The sequence below is a fragment of the Martinezella rhizogenes genome (genome assembly GCF_027460065.1).
GTDB classification, from domain to species: Bacteria; Pseudomonadota; Alphaproteobacteria; order Rhizobiales; family Rhizobiaceae; genus Agrobacterium; species Agrobacterium rhizogenes_C.
This window is the reverse complement of the sequence record NZ_JAPYZZ010000022.1, coordinates 50,578-65,664: the sequence shown is the minus strand read 5'-3', so window position 1 is coordinate 65,664 and position 15,087 is coordinate 50,578. Positions and strand designations below refer to the sequence as shown.

16 protein-coding genes are annotated in these 15,087 nt (G+C 59.8%); 7 read left to right on the top strand and 9 right to left on the bottom strand.

Going from position 1 to position 15,087, the window contains the following annotated elements:
* Window positions 1-336: 336 nt before the first annotated feature.
* Entirely contained in the window at window positions 337-906 is a 570-nt protein-coding gene (efp, locus tag O8B93_RS24205) for an elongation factor P (RefSeq protein ID WP_269712374.1), read from the bottom strand.
* Window positions 907-1,157: 251 nt separating this feature from the next.
* Between efp and epmA the strand changes: the two genes are divergently transcribed.
* The 3 genes from epmA (at window position 1,158) to O8B93_RS24190 (ending at window position 3,850) form a co-directional block, all read left to right on the top strand.
* Entirely contained in the window at window positions 1,158-2,222 is a 1,065-nt protein-coding gene (gene epmA, locus O8B93_RS24200; RefSeq protein ID WP_269712373.1) for an EF-P lysine aminoacylase EpmA, read from the top strand.
* Window positions 2,219-3,283 carry a lysine-2,3-aminomutase-like protein gene (locus tag O8B93_RS24195; protein WP_269712372.1) on the top strand — a complete coding sequence of 355 codons (1,065 nt, stop codon included), beginning with the start codon at window positions 2,219-2,221 and terminating at the stop codon, window positions 3,281-3,283. The genes epmA and O8B93_RS24195 overlap by 4 nt, the downstream gene beginning before the upstream one ends.
* A 378-nt stretch (window positions 3,284-3,661) precedes the next feature.
* Complete coding sequence (locus O8B93_RS24190) at window positions 3,662-3,850, top strand: hypothetical protein (RefSeq protein WP_006313965.1); 189 nt, start codon at window positions 3,662-3,664, stop codon at window positions 3,848-3,850.
* A 346-nt stretch (window positions 3,851-4,196) separates the two neighbouring features.
* Here the strand turns inward: O8B93_RS24190 and O8B93_RS24185 are convergent, their stop codons facing one another.
* Window positions 4,197-4,433, bottom strand: a complete 237-nt coding sequence (locus tag O8B93_RS24185; RefSeq protein WP_269712371.1) for an Lrp/AsnC ligand binding domain-containing protein — start codon at window positions 4,431-4,433, stop codon at window positions 4,197-4,199.
* A 103-nt stretch (window positions 4,434-4,536) separates the two neighbouring features.
* On the bottom strand, window positions 4,537-5,463 hold the full coding sequence (locus O8B93_RS24180) for a LysR family transcriptional regulator (RefSeq protein ID WP_269712370.1): 927 nt from the start codon (window positions 5,461-5,463) through the stop codon (window positions 4,537-4,539).
* A 129-nt stretch (window positions 5,464-5,592) separates the two neighbouring features.
* Here O8B93_RS24180 and O8B93_RS24175 point away from each other — a divergent pair, with 129 nt between their 5' ends.
* The 4 genes from O8B93_RS24175 (at window position 5,593) to modC (ending at window position 9,791) form a co-directional block, all read left to right on the top strand.
* On the top strand, window positions 5,593-6,876 hold the full coding sequence (locus O8B93_RS24175) for an NAD(P)/FAD-dependent oxidoreductase (RefSeq protein WP_269712376.1): 1,284 nt from the start codon (window positions 5,593-5,595) through the stop codon (window positions 6,874-6,876).
* A 289-nt stretch (window positions 6,877-7,165) separates the two neighbouring features.
* Window positions 7,166-7,957, top strand: a complete 792-nt coding sequence (gene modA, locus O8B93_RS24170; RefSeq protein ID WP_269712369.1) for a molybdate ABC transporter substrate-binding protein — start codon at window positions 7,166-7,168, stop codon at window positions 7,955-7,957.
* A 53-nt stretch (window positions 7,958-8,010) separates the two neighbouring features.
* On the top strand, window positions 8,011-8,718 hold the full coding sequence (gene modB, locus O8B93_RS24165) for a molybdate ABC transporter permease subunit (RefSeq protein ID WP_269712368.1): 708 nt from the start codon (window positions 8,011-8,013) through the stop codon (window positions 8,716-8,718).
* Window positions 8,715-9,791, top strand: a complete 1,077-nt coding sequence (gene modC / locus O8B93_RS24160; protein ID WP_269712367.1) for a molybdenum ABC transporter ATP-binding protein — start codon at window positions 8,715-8,717, stop codon at window positions 9,789-9,791. Before modB ends, modC begins: the two co-directional genes overlap by 4 nt.
* Here the strand turns inward: modC and O8B93_RS24155 are convergent.
* From O8B93_RS24155 to thiC, 6 genes are all read right to left on the bottom strand, one after another.
* On the bottom strand, window positions 9,760-10,155 hold the full coding sequence (locus tag O8B93_RS24155; RefSeq protein ID WP_269712366.1) for a winged helix-turn-helix domain-containing protein: 396 nt from the start codon (window positions 10,153-10,155) through the stop codon (window positions 9,760-9,762). The two genes, modC and O8B93_RS24155, sit on opposite strands and share 32 nt — an antisense overlap.
* Before the next feature lie 3 nt (window positions 10,156-10,158).
* Window positions 10,159-11,163 (bottom strand): P1 family peptidase, encoded by a 1,005-nt coding sequence (locus O8B93_RS24150; RefSeq protein ID WP_269712365.1) that lies wholly within the window; start codon window positions 11,161-11,163, stop codon window positions 10,159-10,161.
* 88 nt (window positions 11,164-11,251) lie between these two features.
* Window positions 11,252-12,025, bottom strand: a complete 774-nt coding sequence (locus O8B93_RS24145; RefSeq protein WP_269712364.1) for a thiazole synthase — start codon at window positions 12,023-12,025, stop codon at window positions 11,252-11,254.
* A 4-nt stretch (window positions 12,026-12,029) separates the two neighbouring features.
* Window positions 12,030-12,227: a sulfur carrier protein ThiS gene (thiS, locus tag O8B93_RS24140; RefSeq protein ID WP_010972407.1), complete on the bottom strand. Its 198-nt coding sequence runs from the start codon at window positions 12,225-12,227 to the stop codon at window positions 12,030-12,032.
* Window positions 12,196-13,200 carry a glycine oxidase ThiO gene (thiO, locus tag O8B93_RS24135; RefSeq protein WP_269712363.1) on the bottom strand — a complete coding sequence of 335 codons (1,005 nt, stop codon included), beginning with the start codon at window positions 13,198-13,200 and terminating at the stop codon, window positions 12,196-12,198. The genes thiS and thiO overlap by 32 nt, the downstream gene beginning before the upstream one ends.
* Before the next feature lies 1 nt (window position 13,201).
* A complete protein-coding gene (thiC, locus tag O8B93_RS24130; RefSeq protein ID WP_269712362.1) occupies window positions 13,202-15,025 on the bottom strand; it encodes a phosphomethylpyrimidine synthase ThiC in 1,824 nt (607 codons plus the stop codon).
* Window positions 15,026-15,087: the final 62 nt, after the last annotated feature.

Here is a 15,087-nt window from a genome sequence, read left to right as displayed (position 1 = left end):
ATGTCGATGCCGACAAAATGGCTAGTATAGGTCATGAGGTCTTGTCTCCCTTATACGCGAGCGCTCGGCTCTCTCAACGGTTCGACGAAGCCTCGTAATGCGCAGAGGGTTTTGCTTTTTTTCGAACGAAAAGTTCAGGCCCGCAAGGACCAACCGCTCTGCTCATCGTCTCGACGGTGTTGCAACCACCTTCAAGACAAACAAGGCCGGAACATCATAACGATGGTCCGGCCTTTAATGTATAAGCCCGCGTCACGACGCGGGCTTTTTGTTATTCAGGGCATAAATAAAAAAGGCACCGGTCGCCCGGTGCCTTTTGTGCAACTGCCGTCAGGCTCAGTTCTTGGCGCGCTCGACGTAGGAATTGTCTTCCGTCGCGATGACCACGCGGATACCGGCGTCAACATGCGGCGGCACCATGGTGCGGATGCCGTTAGAGAGGATCGCCGGCTTGTAGGAAGAAGATGCCGTCTGGCCCTTCACGACCGGTTCCGTTTCCATGATTTCAAGCGTCACATGACGCGGCAGTTCGACAGCCAGCGGGTTGCCTTCGTGGATGGACAGAACGCAGGTCATGCCTTCCTGCAGGTAGGCCTTCTGGTCACCCATCGTCTCGACATCGACCACGACCTGATCGTAGTTTTCCGGGTTCATGAAGTGGAAGCCTTCGCCATCTTCATACAGGAACTGGAAGTTCAGGTCTTCGACGAAAGCCCGCTCGACCTGCTCAGTGGTGCGCCAGCGCTCGGAAACCTTCACGCCGTCAACGATGCGGCGCATGTCCACCTGCGTGACCGGCGTGCCCTTGCCGGGGTGAAAGTTCTGCGCGGTGAGAACGACGTAAAGCTTGCCGTCCACGTCGAGAACATTGCCCTTGCGGACGGATGAGGCGATAACCTTGACCATATGACTTCCTTGTAACTCGATGAAATGCGTCGTAAAGGACTGCGCGGCAGCACCGGCCCCGGCAGACGTTTTGTCTTTTTTCTGGGGCGCAACTACCTTAAATCCGCGCGAATTGCCAGCCTTCTACAGCAATTCGCGGAAGAGTGCCTAGCGGTTTTCCGCCCGGAATTGCTTTAAATGATGCGATCAGGCGTTTTGCGGGCCGTTTATCCGCAATCGGACGCCGCAGAGAAGACGGAAAAGAACAGACGATGCGCGCAAGCAACGAGACAATGTCGCCCTGGTGGACACCTGATGTCCATGCCGACCGCCGCGCTTTTCTCCTTGGCCGCAACGCGATCCAGTCGGCATTTCGCGGCTATTTCGCCCGTGCCGATTTTCTCGAAGTCGACACCGCCACCCTGCAGGTTTCCCCCGGCAATGAAGCGCATCTGCACGCCTTTGCCACCGAGGGTCTGACACCGGCTGGCGAGGCCGTACCGCTCTATCTCCATACCTCGCCGGAATTCGCCTGCAAGAAACTGCTCGCCGCGGGTGAAAAACGTATTTCCTGTTTCGCTCATGTTTACCGGAACAGGGAAAGGGGCCCGCTGCACTACCCGGAATTCACCATGCTGGAATGGTATAGGGTCGGCGAAACCTATGAGAGCCTGATGAAGGACAGCGCCAATCTCCTGGCACTGGCCGCCGAAACCACCGGGACGAAACATTTCACCTATCGCGGCCGCAGCGTCGATCCCTTCCTCGAACCGGAACGTCTGAGCGTTGCCGCGGCCTTCGAGCGCTATGCCGGAATTGATCTATTGGCGACCATCAGCCGCAATGGCGAAACGGATGAGCGCCACCTTGCCGCGAGCCTCACCAATGCCGGCATCCGCGTGGCCGATGACGATACCTGGGCGGATATGTTCAGCCGCGTCATCGTCGAGCGGGTGGAGCCGGAACTCGGTTTCGGCCGCGCAACCATTCTTGATGAATATCCCACCAGCGAAGCGGCCCTTGCACGCAAATCGCCTGGGGATGCCCGAGTGGCGGAACGCTTCGAGCTTTATGCCTGCGGCGTGGAACTTGCCAACGCCTTCGGTGAATTGACCGACGCTGCCGAGCAGCGGCACCGTTTCGAAATGGAGATGGCCGAGAAACAGCGGGTTTATGGCGAGACCTATCCGCTGGACGAGGATTTTCTGGCCGCACTTGCGATCATGCCGCCGGCTAGCGGCATAGCGCTCGGTTTCGACCGGCTGGTGATGCTGGCAACCGGCGCACCCCGTATCGAGCTCGTCATGTGGGCGCCCGTCGCGGAATATGGACGATGACAAGGCTTGAAACCATCAAGACACCGGAAGCGCTGCTCGAAGCGGGGCTGATCGAAGCCGAGGCGCTCGAGGGCCTGCGCGCGGTGACGCAGCGTTATGCGCTCGCCATAACACCAACGGTTTCCGGGCTGATGGACAGCCACGATCCCCAGGATCCGATCGCCCGACAATTCGTGCCTGATCTCGCCGAACTCGTCCATCTTCCCGAAGAACGCGACGATCCGATCGGCGACGACGCCCATAGCCCCGTCCACGGCATCGTTCACCGTTATCCCGACCGCGTGCTTTTGAAGGCGGTGCATGTCTGCCCGGTCTATTGCCGTTTCTGTTTCCGCCGCGAAATGGTCGGCCCGCAGGGCAACGGGATGATGAGCCCGGAAGAGCTGGATGCGGCATTCGCCTATATAATGGCCAACCCGGCCATCTGGGAGGTCATCCTCACAGGCGGCGACCCCCTGGTTCTCTCGCCGCGACGATTGTCAGACCTGATGAAACGCCTGAGGGATATACCGCACGTCAAGATCGTCCGTTTCCACACCCGCGTACCGGTCGTCGATCCCGACCGCATCGACGCGCCACTGATCGAGGCACTGAAAGAGAGCGGCAAGACCATCTATGTCGCCCTGCACGCCAATCACGCCCGCGAACTCGGCGACGCTGCCAGAAACGCCTGCGCACGGTTGATAGACGCCGGCATCGCCATGGTCAGCCAGACCGTGCTTTTGAAGGGCATCAACGATGATCCGGCGGTTCTCGCCGAACTGATGCGCAGCTTCGTCGAAAACCGCATCAAGCCCTATTATCTGCACCATCCCGATCTTGCCCCGGGCACGAGCCATTTTCGGCTGACGATCGAAGAGGGTCAGCGAATCGTTTCCGCCTTGCGGGGGCATGTCTCCGGTCTTTGCCAGCCGACCTATGTCCTCGACATTCCCGGCGGTCACGGCAAGGCTGTAATCGGCCCAAATGCGGCCGAAAAAACCCGCGATGGCTGTTACTCCGTCTCCGACTTCAACGGAAACGATCATATTTACCCACCTGCGGCATCCGCCGGCGATTAAAATAAGCATAAAAAGCCCGCCACGCCGGGCTTTTCGGGGCGGCTTCCCACGAAAACAAAAATTTCACATTTCCGCCCCTCTCCTGTCATCATAAAGAAAAATATTCTACCTATAACAATCAGCATTGATTTTAGTGCTGGTCTGGATTATCAGTGTGGAACTGGAGAACGAGTCTCCTGATTCTGGGCCAACACCAATACAGGGAGTGTGTCATGTCAAAACATATCAACATTAACGCAATCCTTGGTCTTGTGTCCTGGAATGCTGGATTTAAATCCACGTGTTCCCGCTGCTGTCGAATGTGACCTGACGGTCTCAATTTCCTGAAAATCAGTTCGACAACATGCTGTGTAAATTAGCCACAGCGGGAGTATACCTATGCAAAAGCAAGTTATTGAATTCGCTGGCGAACCCGTCGGCATCGTCATACCGGACAACGACCGGCTGAAGTTCATCGCGGTGAAGTTCCACGTTCACGACCTGGACGAACAGAAGTTCGACAGCGCCGATGACGTGCGGATCGCCATCCGCGATCTCGTGCGCAGCCGGAATCTGGCCGCGGCCTGATGCGGGAAACCCGTTACCCGATCGCTGCCTCGTCCCCGTCAAGATCAAAGCGCGCTTAATATCGTATCCCGAACACGGGGTCGATGGCGCGCTTTTAGTATATAAATTCGTCTGCCTAGCTGATCGCAAGCCGTCCGGGATGTATCGAAAATTCTGATGCAATGAGCTGAAAAAGCACCTGCAAATCAGGATTGGAGTGCCAAGCGCTACGTCTTTCTGACGCTCCCAATTCTTCACTCATTCCTATTCCCCGCAACAAGCCTAAAGGCGGCCACCAGCCACAAAGCCCTTGAGCTTAAAGGACTTTCCCTCCGCACGGATGCCCGGTTGAAGGCCGGAAATGCAGTCAGAACGCAGTGAAGGTCAGCGTCGTCAGCGAGCGGACGATACCTGGAATATTGACGATATTCTCGTTGATGAATTTGCCGATATCCTCCTCCTGCGGAAGATAGATTTTCAGCATCAGATCATATTCGCCGCTGGTGGAATAAAGCTCGGAAACGAGCTCCGTTTTATAGATGGCATCGGCGACATCATAGGTCTTGCCGGGCTCGCATTGAAGCTGAACAAAAATGGGCTTCACGGACATCTCCCGTATTGGAACTTGCGGTGTGTGGCGCCGTCCGCCACACGTCATGGCGCACTATTGGCTTAGCCGCGGCGCTCTTGCAAGACCGCCCCCCGGTTTACGCCGAAAAGTCTTCCCCGCCAACACCTCTGCCGATTGCGGCCTGAGAGACGATCCAGCTTCGGAAACTTTCGAGTGGCGGATAGCTGGCGCGATCAGGCATGCAGGCAAGATAATAGGCCTCGTCGCTTTCCACCTCCCCCGCAACAGCCCCGACCAGACGACCGCTTCGCAATTCCTCCTCGATCATGAAGGAAGGAACAAGCGACGCCCCAACGCCAGCGCTCGCCGCCTCGGCAATCATCGTGAACTGATCGAACAGCATGCCGTGCACATTGTCGAAACGCACATCATGGCTGCGAAACCATTGCTCCCAGGCGTCCGGCCGGGTTGTCATGTGCAGGAGCGGCACATGCAGCAGATCATCCGGCCGAGAAAGCCCGTGACGTTCCTTAAAAGTCGGGCTGCACACCGGAATGACCTTTTCATGCATCAGAAAAACCAGTTCGGTGCCCGGCCAATGCGGCAATCCGAAATGGATCGCCGCATCGACGGTATCGGTGCGGAAATCGAACAGCGACGACCGCGTCAGAAGATTGACGGAAATGCCGGGATGCCGGGCGATGAAATCGGGAAGGCGCGGCACCAGCCAGCGCGTGCCGAAGCTGGGCAGCACGCCGAGATTGAGCGTGCCGCCATCCGGATTGGCGCGCAGATTGAGGGACGCCGTCGAAATACGCCGCAAAGCCTCGCGGATTTCCCGCGCATAACCTTCCCCCGCGCGGGTCAACCGGATCGTCTGTCGTTCGCGCAGGAACAGCGCCACACCAAGCTGCTCTTCAAGCGCCAGAATCTGCCGGCTGACCGCGCCCTGTGTCAGGCCGAGCTCCCTTGCCGCAGCGGTAACGCTACCGGTGCGCGAGGCAGCCTCGAAAGCCGCCAGCAGCGAAAGCGACGGCAGAAAACGGCGCGGCGGCAGGACCATATTCCCTCACGGAATGAACTATTGACGATATGTCGATATTCAACAGACGGAGTGGCTTGTAAAGTCTCATAAACAAGGGCGTGTCACTCATACGAAAATCAAATGAACTCGCCCGCACTATGGTGGAACATGTATAACGACCCCCGCTCACATGGCCTCTGGGAGAAGACCGCGCCGCAGCCGCCCAAGACACCTGCGCTGCAAGGAGATGCGGTTGCCGATGTCGTGGTTGTCGGCGGTGGTTTCACCGGGCAATCCGCCGCACTGCATCTTGCCGAACGTGGTGTCGACGTCATGCTGCTGGAAGCGAAAGAGATCGGTTTCGGCGGTGCCGGGCGTAATGTCGGCCTCATCAATGGCGGCATGTGGGTCATGCCGAAAGAGCTTCCCGATGTGCTGGGCGAGACTTACGGCGAACGGCTTCTCGATCTTCTCGGCGATGCTCCGCTTCTTGTGCGCGAACTGGTGGAAAAACACGGCATTCCCTGCGAGATCGAGAAAAACGGGACGCTGCATTGCGCCGTCGGTGAAAAAGGGCTCGCCGAAATCCGCGAGCGTTGCGAACAATGGTCGGCGAGAGGCGCGCCGGTTCGAGTTCTCGATGCTGACGAGACAGCGAGCTATATCGGCAGCAACGCCTATTCCGGCGCGCTTCTCGACAGCCGCGCCGGCACGATCCAGCCGCTGGCTTACGTTCGTGGCCTTGCCGGCGCTGCACAAAAGGCCGGTGTCCGGCTGCGTACGGCAAGCCCCGTCATCGAAACCGGCCGCAACGGCGCAAAGTGGGTGGTGAAAACGCCGGAAGGATCGGTAACGGCAAAATGGATTGTCGTCGCAACTGAGGCCTACAGCACCGGCCCCTGGCAGATTATCCGTGAGGAACAAGTTTACCTGCCCTATTTCAATTTCGCGACCAGGCCGCTCAGCGACAATCTGCAGAAAAGCATTCTGCCCGGCCGGCAGGGCTGCTGGGATACGAAGGAAATCCTGTCATCCTTCCGCATGGACAAGGCCGGTCGGCTCGTCTTCGGCAGTGTCGGTGCGCTGCGGGGCACCGGCGCCGCCATTCATCGTGCCTGGGCGAAACGCTCGCTGAAGCGGATTTTCCCGCAGCTGGGTGACACGGAATTCGAATGTGAATGGTACGGCCAGATCGGCATGACGGACAATGCCGTGCCGCGCTTCCATAAATTCGCGGAGAATGTCGTCGGCTTCTCGGGTTACAACGGCCGCGGCATCGCGCCGGGGACGGCCTTCGGCAAGGTGATTGCCCAGCATATTCTCGGCGAAATCGCCGAAGCCGATCTGCCCTTGCCGGTGACGGAGCCGAAAGCACAGGCTTTCCGCGCCATGAAGGAAGCCTATTACGAGGCCGGCGCGCAGATCGCCCATTTCGCCGGCGAGCGGTTTTGATCAGGCAGAGCGGGCGGCCTTGATAAGGAAAAACCTGCCCTCAAACTCGACGTCATGCTTTGTCTTGTCCCAAGGATCTAATCACGTCCAATAAAATCAAGGCGTTGCAGATAGCAGGGACAAGCCCGAGCATGACGACGGAAAGCTTTTAGACCTTGATTATCCCCCTTACATAAGCACGCACAGCGACCTCTTTCCTCATCGCATCGATATATCCTTGAAAATATAATGATTGCCCTATAGGCCTATCGTTATATTCATCGGAATACATCTGACCTTGGGGGACACCATGAGACTTATGCGCCGCAGCTTCTTCAAAACCATTGCCGCCGCCACATCCTTCTGGATGGCGGCCTCCTTTGTGGCTGTTCCGGCCCATGCCGCCGAGAAGGTTACAGTTTTTGCCGCCGCGAGCATGAAAAACGCGCTCGACGCCATCAATGCGGAATGGGCGAAGGAAAGTAGCAACGAAGCGACCGTTTCTTATGCCGCAAGCTCTGCGCTCGCCAAGCAGATCGAGCAGGGCGCGCCTGCGGATATTTTTATCTCTGCCGACCTCGCATGGATGGACTATGCCGCCGACAAGAAGCTCATCAATGCCGACAGCCGCTCCAACCTTCTCGGCAACCGCATCGTTCTCGTCGCGCCTGCCGACAAGGCAAAGCCGGTCGAGATCAAGCAGGGCTTCGATCTTGCGGCTCTCGTGGGCGATGGCCGCCTCGCCATGGGTGCGGTCGATTCCGTTCCTGCCGGAAAATATGGCAAGGCGGCGCTGGAAAAGCTCGGCGTCTGGTCCTCGGTCGAAAAGAAAGTCGCCGGTGCAGAGAGCGTGCGCGCCGCCCTGCTGCTCGTCTCGCGTGGTGAAGCGCCCTACGGCATCGTCTACCAGACCGACGCCGCCGCCGATCTAGGCGTAAAGATCGTCGGCACCTTCCCCGAAGACAGCCACCCGCCGATCATCTATCCGGTCGCCATTCTCTCGGAAGCAAAATCACCGGCAGCGAAGTCCTATCTGGATTTCCTGAAGTCCGCGAAGGCAACGCCTTTCTTCGAAAAGCAAGGCTTTACCGTTTTGAAATAAGCTTGCTTCAGGCCCGCTTTCCGGCGGGCCACGAAACATGACGATTGCAGGATATGGCATTGCATTGGTGGACACTCAGCCCTGAAGAATGGACGGCGATCAGGCTCAGCCTGTGGGTGTCCTCCATCGCCATGTTTGCCAGCCTGCCCTTCGGCATAGCGGTGGCCGTGGCGCTGGCGCGCGGCCGCTTCTGGGGCAAATTGCTGCTCAACGGCATCGTCCACCTGCCCCTCATTCTGCCGCCCGTCGTCACCGGCTTTCTGCTGCTGGTCCTCTTCGGCCGCCGCGGTGCGATTGGCCAATTTCTCGATAGCTGGTTCGGCATCGTCTTTTCCTTCCGCTGGACAGGGGCGGCACTTGCCTGCGCCGTCATGGCCTTTCCGCTGATGGTGCGCTCCATCCGTCTCTCCATCGAAGCGGTAGATCTCAAGCTCGAGGAGGCAGCTGGAACATTGGGGGCAAGCCCACTCTGGGTGTTCCTCACCGTCACCCTGCCACTAACGCTGCCCGGCATCATCGCCGGCATGATCCTCGCTTTCGCCAAGGCCATGGGCGAATTCGGTGCGACCATCACCTTCGTTTCAAACATTCCGGGCGAGACACAGACGCTGTCCGCCGCCATCTACACCTTCACACAGGTGCCGGGCGGTGATGCCGGTGCGTTGCGCCTCACCATCGTTTCGGTCGTGATTTCCATGCTGGCGCTGCTCGTCTCGGAGTTTCTGGCCCGCATCATCGGCAAACGGGTGAGCATGGAATGACGCTTTCAGTCTCCACCCGTCACCGCCTCGGCGCCTTCGAACTCGACGCATCCTTCACCTCCGAAGGCGGAGTCACCGCCCTGTTCGGGCGTTCCGGCTCCGGCAAGACGTCGATGATCCGCATCATTGCCGGTCTGTTGCGACCGGATGAGGGAAAGGTTTCGCTGGATGGCGAAGTGCTGGCCGATAGCGGAAAGCGTCTGTTTCTGCCGGCCCATAAACGCCGCTTCGGTTATGTCTTTCAGGAGGCACGGCTCTTCCCGCATCTGAGCGTAGCGCAGAACCTGCGATACGGCCGATGGTTCGCGGCAGGCAAAGACACAAATGCAAATGACGACCGCATCATCGACATGCTTGGCATCGGCCATCTTCTGCAGCGCCGCCCGAACAGGCTCTCCGGCGGCGAAAAACAGCGTGTAGCCATCGGTCGCGCACTACTCTCATCGCCAAGACTGCTGCTGATGGACGAACCGCTCGCCTCGCTGGACGAACAGCGTAAGGCCGAGATCATTCCCTATCTCGAGCGGCTGCGCGACGAGACGAAAATCCCGATCGTTTATGTCAGCCATTCCATCCAGGAAGTCGCCCGCCTTGCAGACCGCATCGTGGTGATGAAAGACGGCAAGGTGGAGGCTGAGGGAAAAGCGGCCGAGGTGCTGTCGAGACCCGATTTCAGTACCCATCTCGAGCGGCGGGAAGCGGGCAGCATCCTTTCAGGAAACATCGAAAGCTTCGATGAGAGACACGGGCTTGCCGCCGTCAGGCTCACTAACTCGCTCCTGCAGGTTCCGGCAAAAAAGGGAACAGCCGGAACGCCCGCACGGGTGCTGATACCTGCACGCGATGTCATGCTGGCTCTGGTAAAGCCCGAGGGTCTCAGTGCGCTCAACATTCTCGAGGGCCATGTCGCCGGTATCTCGGCAAGCGAAGACGGAATGGTGACGATCCAGGTGGATTGCGGCGGCGATATCATCCAGTCGCGCATCACCGACCTCTCCCGCGAGCGGCTACGACTGGAACCCGGAAAACCGGTGCATGCGATCATAAAGTCGGCGGCTCTCGATCCCTATTGAGCGAATCATCGGGATTGCGGTTGGCCTCCAGCCAGTCAATATCCACGCGCAGGGCCTCGTTCATCCGCTCTTCCATGCCACAATAACGCTCCAGCAATGCGGTGCCGAAAACAGTCAGTGCCGCACCGCCGCCCTGCTTGCCGCCCCGTTGGGATTCGATCACCGGCTGCCTGAACATGTGGTTCAGCGCATCCACCAGCAGCCATGCACGTCGATAGGACATGTCCATCGCCCGACCGGCGGCCGAGATCGATCCGGTCTCGGCAATCAACTCCATCAACTCGACTTTGCCGTGCCCCAGACGCTCTCCGGGCGGAAAATCGATGCGCAGAACAGGCTTCAGTGGCAGGCGTGTCTCGCTCATGGTTCAAACACCCCGGCCATGAATGTCACGATAGGCCCTCTGCGCCCCATCCACCGGCAGGGCCGTCGCCTCATAGACGCCGCGCGCCACCGCCCGCGCCATCACTATTGTCGCGAGATAACAAAGCTCGGCAAAATGAACGCCGCCCTCAAGCGGCTTGTCGCCGGTCGCAGCCGCGAACATGGTATCGCCATCGCTCGGCAAATGAGCGGGCAGAACCGCACGCGCCAGCCCGTCATGCGCCATGACGGAGAGGCGATGGGCCTGCGCCTTGGTGAGCACCGCATCGGTTACCACGGCGCCGATGGTCGTCGCGGTGAGATTGACGCCCTTAAGGCGAAGCGCGGTATCATCAGTTGTAAAACGGGCGGGAAAACCGCGATCGCCGAATTCGCCATGCGCTTCAAAAGGTGCTGACCAGAAATGGCGGCTTATGCCGACTGTTGCGGAACCAAGCGCATTGACGGCAACGATGGCCGCAACCTTGTATCCGCCAGAACTGATGGCGCTTGCCGAACCGAGCCCGCCCTTGAAGGTCGCGGTCGTCGCACCCGTTCCTGCACCCGCCGTTCCAAGTTCGAAAGGGTCGCGGCCTGCCGCCTTGAAAGCCGCATATCCCATCTCGCGATAGGGCGAATGCAACCCCCAGTCCTTATTCCCGCCATTCAACAGATCCATGAGGATCGCCTGCGGCACGATGGGTACGCGGGTGGAACCCACCTGCAACCCACGACCGATTTCCCGCAACCCGGCCTGAACACCGCCCGCCGCATCCAGTCCGAAGGCCGAACCGCCTGATAGTACCAGCGCATCCACCGTTTCCACCGTCATCGCGGGGTCCAGCAGACCGGTATCGCGCCCGCCGGGTGCGCCACCGAGAACCGAACCGGAAGCAACGGCAGGCTTTTCGAAAACAATCGCCGTGACACCGGAGCCGAGGGAGAGATCGGTGACGTTGCCGACCAGAACACCGTCGATATCCGTGAGAAGATTGTTGCGTGCCGCCATGCCGTTCCCCTTTCCTCCCGGTATCCCGCCACCGCGGGGCACTGTCAACGCAAAAGGTGGCGTGCCAGACCTTGGCGGAAAGCCCCGATCAGGAGAAAACCGCCGTCCCGATCACGGGTGTCGAAGGAACGGCCATATCCCGTGGTTCCAGCAGCCCCGAGAGATACGCCTGATGGCCCGCCCCTATGGCGCGGGCAAAAGCCTCCGCCATGCCGACTGGATCGCCCGCACCCGCAACCGCCGTGTTAAGGAGAACGGCATCGTAACCAAGCTCCATCACGGTCACCGCATGGGAGGGCCGGCCGATCCCTGCGTCAACGATCAGCGGCACGTCGGGAAACCGCGCCCGCATCGATTTCAGTGCCGTCAGGTTGAGCGGCCCCATGGCGCTGCCGATCGGCGCGCACCAGGGCATCAGCACCCTGCAGCCGGCCTCCAGCAGCTTTTCGGCCACGACCAAATCGTCCGTCGTATAGGGAAAGACTTCGAAACCCTCATCGCAGAGGATTTTCGCAGCCTCGACAAGCGCGAAGACATCGGGCTGCAACGTGTCGTGATTGCCGATAACCTCGAGCTTGATCCAGTCTGTACGGAATACCTCGCGCGCCATCTTCGCCGTCAGCACCGCTTCCTTGGCGGTGTGGCAACCGGCCGTATTGGGCAGGATATGGCGGTCCAGTTCGCGGATCAGCTCGAAAAACTGACCGCCCTTCTTGGCCCCTGCCATTTCCCGTCGCAGCGAAATCGTCAGAATATCCGTATTGCTGGCCCGCACCGCATCCGCGAGCACGGCGGGGGACGGATAACGCGCCGTGCCGAGCAGAAGACGGGACGAGACCTCGCGGCCATAAAGCGTCAGCATGGCCTCAACCTCCCTGCATTGGTGAGAGGATTTCGACACGATCGAAAGCCTTCAGCACGTAACCGGCGCGTTCCTCCGAATGCACCAGATCGCCATTGACCGCCGTCGCCAGCCACTCGCCTTCATAGTCGAGGCTGGCGAGCAGACCGGCCAGCGTCTCGGCAGCGAGATCAAGCTCGTCGCCATTCACCAAGAGTTTCATGATCCTGTTCCTTTTGAATAAGAGTTTCACACACGATCCGGGCCGCCCGCCGCGCCATTGCCGGCGAGAGCAGAAAGCCATGCCGGTACGCACCGTTTATGAAGATGGTTCGGCCATCCTCGGTGACTTTTGGCAGATTGTCGGGATAGGCCGGACGCACACCCGTGCCGGTCTCGATGATTTCCGCTTCCGCAAAGGCCGGGTGCACGGCATAGGCGGCGTTCAGGAATTCCATCATCGAACGGGCGGAAATGGCGCCGGCATCTTCCGTCTCGATCATCGTCGCGCCCACCATGAAGCGGCCCGGCTCTCGCGGCACGATGTAGAGCGGAATGCGCGGATGCAGCAGCCGGACGGGACGGGAGAGAGAAACCTCCCGTGAGGCGAGATAGAGCATCTCTCCCCGCACACCACGAAGGCGGGAAATCCTGCCCACCGCCGCACGCCCGGTGCAATCCACCACCCGGTCGAACGGCCGCTCGTTCACCGGGACGCCCATGTGAAACCGCACACCCATGGTGCAAAGCCGCCGATACAGCAATGCAAGTGCGAGGCGCGGATCGAGATGCCCTTCGTTGGCGAAATAGAGCCCGGACCGGAAGCGCCCGGCAAGATCGGGCTCCAGATCGGCGATTTCGGCCTCGTCCACCCAGCGATAGCCGCTGGTCCGCGATGCGAAACGCGAAAGCTCCGCTTTGTCACGCGCGGGCGCGACCACCAGCGTGCCGTTGCGGACCACAAGGCCGGGCGTCGCTTCATCCCACCAGTCAAGCGCCGCATGGCCCAGTGTCAGAACCGCCTCTTCCGCGCTTTCACGCTCACACCAGGGCGCCAGCATGCCGCCTGCATAGAACGACGCCCCGCGAGAAGGCTCGGCGTTGCACTCCGACACCTCGACGAGAACGCCGCTCCGCGCCAGCTCGAAGGCCGCCGTCAATCCGGCGACCCCCGTTCCCTTGACAAGGACGCGCATTTTATTCGGCATTTGCCGGCGTCGGCAGCGGCATATAAAGCTCGCCGCCTTCCTTGAAGCGGGCGGCCATCGCCTCCAGCCCCTCCTTTTGCGCCTCAGCGCGGATATCGTGAGAAATCCGCATCGAGCAGAATTTCGGTCCGCACATGGAGCAGAAATGCGCAACCTTGTGCGCCTCTTTCGGCAGGGTCTCATCATGGAAGGAGCGCGCCGTATCCGGGTCGAGCGACAGGTTAAATTGGTCTTCCCAGCGGAACTCGAACCGTGCGCGCGACAGCGCATCGTCCCGCACCTGCGCCGCCGGATGACCCTTTGCAAGATCGGCGGCATGGGCGGCAATCTTGTAGGTGATGACACCGACCTTCACGTCGTTCCGGTCAGGTAGACCGAGATGTTCCTTTGGCGTGACATAGCAGAGCATGGCCGTGCCGAACCAGCCGATCATCGCCGCCCCGATGCCTGAGGTGATGTGGTCGTAACCGGGCGCGATATCTGTCGTGAGCGGCCCAAGCGTGTAGAAAGGCGCCTCACCGCAGGTCTTCAGCTGCTTGTCCATGTTTTCCTTGATCTTGTGCATCGGCACATGGCCGGGGCCTTCGATCATCACCTGGCAATCTTTTGCCCAGGCGATCTGCGTCAACTCGCCCAGCGTCTCCAGCTCGGCAAACTGCGCCGCGTCATTGGCGTCGGCAATGGAGCCGGGACGCAAACCATCGCCCAGCGAGAAGGAGACGTCATAAGCGCGGCAGATGTCGCAAATCTCCTCGAAATGCTCATAGAGGAAGCTTTCGCGATGATGATGCAGACACCACTTGGCCATGATCGACCCGCCGCGCGAGACGATGCCGGTGACACGATTGACGGTGAGCGGGATGTAATGCAACCGCACCCCGGCATGGATGGTGAAATAATCCACCCCCTGCTCCGCCTGCTCGATCAGCGTATCGCGAAACACTTCCCAGTTGAGGTCTTCGGCAATGCCGTTGACCTTCTCCAGCGCTTGATAAAGCGGCACCGTGCCAATCGGCACCGGTGAATTGCGGATGATCCATTCGCGGATATTGTGGATGTTGCGCCCGGTCGAAAGGTCCATGACGGTATCCGCACCCCAGCGGATAGCCCAGACCATCTTCTCCACCTCTTCCGCCATGGAGGAGGTAACGGCGGAATTGCCTATATTGGCGTTGATCTTCACCAGAAAATTGCGGCCGATGATCATCGGCTCAAGTTCCGGGTGGTTGATGTTAGCGGGAATAATGGCGCGACCCGATGCCACTTCCTGACGCACGAATTCCGCCGTGACATAATCAGGAATATACGCGCCGAAACTCTCGCCGTCACGTGCAAGCTTTTCCTTCGCGGCCTCCCGCCCGAGATTTTCGCGGATGGCGATGAATTCCATTTCCGGCGTGATGATGCCCGCCCGCGCGTAGGCAAGCTGCGTCACCGCCTTGCCCGCCGTCGCTTTCAGCGGCTGGTGCCGCACGCCAAATTCGGGCGTCAGGCGCTCGCCGGTGGCAAAGCCGTTATCCTCCGGTTTGACGTGCCGGCCCTCGTAAGCCTCGACATCGCCGCGCGCCACGACCCAGTCATGACGCAGGCGCGGCAGACCCTTTTCGATCAGAACGGGATGGGCTGGATCGGTATAGGGACCGGAGGAATCATAGACCGTCACCGGCGGTTCGCCCGCCGTCGGGTGCACCGCGATCTCGCGCATCGGCACGCGGATATGCGGGTGCAAAATTCCTAACTTGTGGATTTTCGTGGAGGCGGCATGCGGTCCGGTGGTGACCGTAAGCGGGATATTCTTGGCAGCGATATTCATCTTGAGGCTCCAAAGTTTGACAGTGGAGACCCAGTTCGAGCCGGAATGATGGAAAATACCGA

Bases quoted from the DNA above. Each gene is read 5' to 3' on its own strand.
- modC (WP_269712367.1), top strand. From the start codon at position 8,715: ATGACGCTTTCAGTCTCCACCCGTCACCGCCTCGGCGCCTTCGAACTC.
- O8B93_RS24195 (WP_269712372.1), top strand. From the start codon at position 2,219: ATGACAAGGCTTGAAACCATCAAGACACCGGAAGCGCTGCTCGAAGCG.
- O8B93_RS24190 (WP_006313965.1), top strand. From the start codon at position 3,662: ATGCAAAAGCAAGTTATTGAATTCGCTGGCGAACCCGTCGGCATCGTC.
- O8B93_RS24145 (WP_269712364.1), bottom strand. From the start codon at position 12,025: ATGCTGACGCTTTATGGCCGCGAGGTCTCGTCCCGTCTTCTGCTCGGC.
- thiC (WP_269712362.1), bottom strand. From the start codon at position 15,025: ATGAATATCGCTGCCAAGAATATCCCGCTTACGGTCACCACCGGACCG.
- modB (WP_269712368.1), top strand. From the start codon at position 8,011: ATGGCATTGCATTGGTGGACACTCAGCCCTGAAGAATGGACGGCGATC.
- thiS (WP_010972407.1), bottom strand. From the start codon at position 12,227: ATGAAACTCTTGGTGAATGGCGACGAGCTTGATCTCGCTGCCGAGACG.
- thiO (WP_269712363.1), bottom strand. From the start codon at position 13,200: ATGCGCGTCCTTGTCAAGGGAACGGGGGTCGCCGGATTGACGGCGGCC.
- O8B93_RS24155 (WP_269712366.1), bottom strand. From the start codon at position 10,155: ATGAGCGAGACACGCCTGCCACTGAAGCCTGTTCTGCGCATCGATTTT.
- modA (WP_269712369.1), top strand. From the start codon at position 7,166: ATGAGACTTATGCGCCGCAGCTTCTTCAAAACCATTGCCGCCGCCACA.
- epmA (WP_269712373.1), top strand. From the start codon at position 1,158: ATGCGCGCAAGCAACGAGACAATGTCGCCCTGGTGGACACCTGATGTC.
- efp (WP_269712374.1), bottom strand. From the start codon at position 906: ATGGTCAAGGTTATCGCCTCATCCGTCCGCAAGGGCAATGTTCTCGAC.
- O8B93_RS24180 (WP_269712370.1), bottom strand. From the start codon at position 5,463: ATGGTCCTGCCGCCGCGCCGTTTTCTGCCGTCGCTTTCGCTGCTGGCG.
- O8B93_RS24150 (WP_269712365.1), bottom strand. From the start codon at position 11,163: ATGGCGGCACGCAACAATCTTCTCACGGATATCGACGGTGTTCTGGTC.
- O8B93_RS24175 (WP_269712376.1), top strand. From the start codon at position 5,593: ATGTATAACGACCCCCGCTCACATGGCCTCTGGGAGAAGACCGCGCCG.